At 37.6% G+C, this 4,502-nt stretch carries 5 protein-coding genes; 2 read left to right on the top strand and 3 right to left on the bottom strand.

Annotation, left to right across the window (positions count from 1 at the left end; translation table 11 throughout):
• Positions 1-161: 161 nt before the first annotated feature.
• On the top strand, positions 162-1,037 hold the full coding sequence (locus AACV33_RS00025) for a mechanosensitive ion channel family protein (protein WP_012550588.1): 876 nt from the start codon (positions 162-164) through the stop codon (positions 1,035-1,037).
• Positions 1,038-1,186: 149 nt separating this feature from the next.
• The gene (locus AACV33_RS00020; RefSeq protein ID WP_182700632.1) at positions 1,187-1,876 is read left to right on the top strand and encodes a tetratricopeptide repeat protein; all 690 of its coding nucleotides are present in this window, start codon (positions 1,187-1,189) and stop codon (positions 1,874-1,876) included.
• 55 nt (positions 1,877-1,931) lie between these two features.
• Here the strand turns inward: AACV33_RS00020 and AACV33_RS00015 are convergent, their stop codons facing one another.
• The 3 genes from AACV33_RS00015 to AACV33_RS00005 all read right to left on the bottom strand — a co-directional run.
• Positions 1,932-3,389, bottom strand: a complete 1,458-nt coding sequence (locus AACV33_RS00015) for a phosphatase PAP2 family protein (protein WP_182700631.1) — start codon at positions 3,387-3,389, stop codon at positions 1,932-1,934.
• Positions 3,390-3,397: 8 nt separating this feature from the next.
• Entirely contained in the window at positions 3,398-3,880 is a 483-nt protein-coding gene (locus tag AACV33_RS00010) for a GNAT family N-acetyltransferase (RefSeq protein ID WP_023603484.1), read from the bottom strand.
• Positions 3,881-4,002: 122 nt separating this feature from the next.
• The coding region (locus AACV33_RS00005; protein WP_182700630.1) for an outer membrane protein transport protein at positions 4,003-4,502 on the bottom strand (500 nt) is incomplete at its 5' end.

Genomic DNA, 4,502 nt, shown 5'->3' with positions numbered 1-4,502 from the left:
TGAATGCAGTCGGTTAAGTATGGCTGAAGTGATCAGTACACTCCGCTACTTCCAAAGTCGTGGGTACATTGAATGGAGTGATGATAAAGCTCGAATTTCAGATCATTGGTTCCGACACATTACTAACGTACTTCATCGTCAACATTTATTGGTGAAATAATATGCTTCGTTTATTTATTCTCGTACTTACATTAAGCTTTGGATCGAGTGCTTTTGCTGAAGATCCTCAATCTATCGGCAACCTGCATCAATTCGCGAGCCTTATTCGTTGGAGTGGTGTTGCTTTCTCATTCCTTATTGTTATCGCCGCTTGGTTATTTCTTCGTTTTATCCAATCGATTGTGGATGGGATAAGTAACCAGTTTGCCCAACGACGTATGTTGATGCAAAAGCTGCAATCCTTCTTCCAATTTTTTATCTATATGTCGACAGGTATGACAGTGTTCATGCTCAGTTTCCGTGTTGATGAAAGGGTTTTAGCTTTAATCGGTGGTACTCTCGCCGTTTCTGTTGGTTTCGCATTAAAAGATCTCACGGCCTCTTTTATTGCAGGCTTAACCATTATGATTGATCGACCTTTTCAAGTGGGCGACCGTGTCACGTTCGAAGGACACTATGGTGATATTATTGCTATCGGATTACGCTCCGTACGCATGCAAACACTTAATGATGACATCATCACCATCCCAAACAATAAATTCTTAAATGAAGTCGCTATTAGTGGTAATTATGGTGCTTTGGATATGCAAGTCGTCATCCCTTTCTATATCGGAATGGATCAAGACATTAATGCGGCCCGCGATATTATTCAAGAAGCAGCTTCATCAAGTCGTTATATCCACTTACCAAAGCCTGTTGTTGTGCTAGTAAAACAGACCATTACTGAAAATTATTTAGGCATTCAACTAACTTGTAAGGCTTATGTGGTTGATATTAAGTTTGAGAAATTATTTGAAACCGATATTACATTACGCGTAATGCAAGAATTTAGAAAAACAGATATCTACCCGCCAACAATATCTATCCAAAACAAATAATCGTGGTCACTTTCTATTGGTAGTTTCTCTGTAATCTACCAATAGAAATACGATTCATCCTACCGAACTCTTCCAATATAACACTCGCTGTACTGTACATTTATTGATAAAATAACGTTCTATTCTTTGACTAACTTATTGGTTATATAATGAAATTAACGTTAAGAACGCTATTGTTATCTGCATCTCTTTTATCCCCAATGGCATTCGCGAATGCCGATGCACATAATGATTACTTAAAAGGGACGGCTTATTTCAACCAAGATAATTACAAAGACGCAATTACTTGGCTAACAAGTGCTGCGAATAATGGTTCAGTTGAAGCACAAAATAAAATAGGTACTATTTATGCGAAAGGTATTGGTACTGATATTAACTCAACGCTAGCGATTCAGTTTTTCATGAAGGCTGCCGTAAATGACAGCACAACGGCCTATTATAATCTTGGTAAAATGTATGAAGATTCAGGGCAATACGATCTTGCTGTTGAGTGGTATAACAAAGCGATTGAGCAAGACTACCCGAATGCAATGAACAATCTTGCTGATTTGTATTTAAAAGGTAAGGGATTAGTTCAAAATACACATCAAGCTGAATTACTCTATATTAGAGCAGCAGAACTTGGTAACCCAACGTCAATGCGTAATCTCGGGTTCTTGTATTATCAAGGTGAAGATGTAAACCAAGATATGGAGAAAGCCTATTTCTGGTTTAATTTAGCGGCGTCAAAAGGCTACCCAGAAGCTGATAAATATCGCGACTTTTCAGCTAAGAAATTGAATAAAAAGGTACGTATTCAAGTACAAAATGAAGCTCTTGAATGGCTAGATAATCACTAACCATTATTAATACGCTACTCCCCTATTTATAGAAAAATAGAGGAGTAAGTGTCTGTTACTTAATTTTATTTAACCATTTAGGCAAATACGTTACAGCCATAATAAGTAAGAAAATAAGTGTAAAGTTCGCACTTGCTTTAATTATTAATACACTTTCGCTGCTTCGCTCTACTGCATTGAGTAAATGTTCAGTCATCCACCTTGCAGCAACAACCGCCATGATTAAGCTAATCAGTACAATTAATCGATTTCTTACTGTCGTTATTTTTTGGTAATCCGATAACGAAATAGCTAAAGTTACTCCCCAACAAACCGCCGCCATATAAAGGTAGTTCATGTAAAGCATAACAAAAGCAATCCCACTGATAAGCACACTCATGATCAACCAAAAATACACAGAGCTAATCACGTTATAAATTAAGTTCCCGTGCCTTTTTTCCATTAAGCTAAAGTGCACTACCACCATTGCACCAAGCGCAATACCCACAATAGCATCAGTAATAAAATGAACACCAAGCCAGACTCGTGCCGTTGCTTGAGCTAAAACAAAACAAATAAAGACTATTCCCCACGTTTTAACTACTTTCGATGACAAATTTTCTCGTTTCAATGCCAAATAGAAAATGCCATACATCACAACCGATAGCATGGCATTCATGCTTGGCATCCCAAAACCATACGCTGGCGTCAACTGTAACTGTGGGATATACACAAACGGGCGTGGTAACCCTAATCCTTGTTTAGCAATACCAGCAAATACAATGGTAATCACAATACCAAACAATAGTGCTAATGCCGTCCGTCGATCAAAATAAACCAATGCAAAAATAAATAAAAAATAAAAGAAAGCTTCTTGCCCGGTTTCATTAATGACCGTAAATATCAGCTTTATACTGACATTTACGACATTCGGAAGTCCATCAATCGAGCTTCTTAAAGAAGAGAGAATCGACAACTCTGTTTGATGAATTTCAGGGGCTTGTTCTACGAGGTTCTTAACCCATGCAACCTTGTTATAACTGGTTTTAGGTTTAATAATCCACTGTTGTAATAACTCAAGCTGATATGGATACCGATAATACTCACTCCCTAGTTTATAAGGTTCAGTTAAATACACCGCATCCGTTTCAATGCCATAATGAGGAGCAAACCACGCAGGAACGCGATAGAAACCGTTTGATGTTTCTAAATCAAAAACAACAATATCCGATTCACTTTTACAACGGTAAAAAAAAGCGTTGTCGTCTTTGTACAATAAGTCTTTTGCCGTAACGATTAATCCCGCTTCTTCCCACGCTTCTCTTTCAGCGGCTTGTTGAGGCGTCTCTCCCTCATCTATCAAGCCCCCTGGTAATGAGTATTTACCAGTGATCAACTCTTTAATTAATACAACTCGATGTCCATCATCAATAACACACACAGCCCCTTTAGGTTCCATGCCTTCTGCTGCAAAAATATGCGTAGAAAACAATACACAAAGTAATATGATGTATCGGAATACTATTTTTATCATTGTCTCTATTACTCGTTATCGACTAAAGGTTTACGTAAATAATGGATATGCTCTTTTAAGCCTTGCTGATAATAAAAGTCCAATGCTGATTGGTTAAATCCCCATACTTCAACAAAAATTTCTTTTACGCCATAATCTCGTAATTCTTGTTCAATACGCGTCATCAATTTATCCGCTATTTTATCTCTACGGCATGCTTTTTCAACATACAGCTCATCGATAGTCGCCATCATTACTGGTTTACTTACTGTAGAGACTAACTCACAAAAATGCCCAGTGACAAAGCCCACAATATCATCGTCTTTTTCAGCAACATAAACCATGCATTCAGGATCATCTAAATACCGAGAGATGCTTTTCTCTTCTTCTATTTCAGACGCGGTTTTAAATAGTTCAGGGCATTGCTGATGATGTTCATCGTGTAGCTGATACATCATTGAGTTTAAGCGAAAGAGGTCAATTTCTTTTGCTCGGCGAATAACTGGATCCATGTTGATACCAAACGAGGAATTAGGAATGAGGCGCAATTAGACCATTATTTATAAACAAAAAAAAGACTCCGATGCATCAGAGTCTATATTCATTGAGCAACCTATCAGTTTTATGAATTAAATTAGAAAGTATGGCTCAATTGGATGGCTGCGAGTACAGCATCAGAGTGAGTCGTGGCCGCAATTGATGGTGCAGGAAGTGATTCGTCTACAAACTCATGAACTTCTACATCTTCACCTATTAAATAGGTAACGCCAAAATCTAATGCTGTATTCGAGCTCCAATTGTATGTAAAGCCCGCAGAGAACCATTGACGATTTGAATCAGGAATTGAAATAGACGTTAATTCATCGACTGGCGTTTCGTCGTACATATAACCGGTACGTAATGTCCATTTATTATTTAAGTAATGGGTTGCACCAATTGAGTAATGATAAGAGTTTTTCCAATTATATTCTTTTACTATTGCACTTTCTGTTTCAATACTATCAAACGCTGACCAACCAACCCATTGAATACTGTAATGAATTGCAGTCTTCTCAGTAATCATATGAAAACCAGAAAACTCTGCAATATCCGGCAAGGGTAAATATACGGCATCATAGCTTTGCTTCATAAAAG

The organism is Aliivibrio sp. SR45-2, assembly GCF_963890165.1.
Classification (GTDB): Bacteria; Pseudomonadota; Gammaproteobacteria; order Enterobacterales; family Vibrionaceae; genus Aliivibrio; species Aliivibrio salmonicida.
This window is presented reverse-complemented; position numbering and strand designations above follow the sequence as displayed.

Coding starts and splice junctions, on each gene's coding strand:
- AACV33_RS00025 (WP_012550588.1), top strand. CDS start 162: ATGCTTCGTTTATTTATTCTCGTACTTACATTAAGCTTTGGATCGAGT.
- AACV33_RS00020 (WP_182700632.1), top strand. CDS start 1,187: ATGAAATTAACGTTAAGAACGCTATTGTTATCTGCATCTCTTTTATCC.
- AACV33_RS00015 (WP_182700631.1), bottom strand. CDS start 3,389: ATGATAAAAATAGTATTCCGATACATCATATTACTTTGTGTATTGTTT.
- AACV33_RS00010 (WP_023603484.1), bottom strand. CDS start 3,880: ATGGATCCAGTTATTCGCCGAGCAAAAGAAATTGACCTCTTTCGCTTA.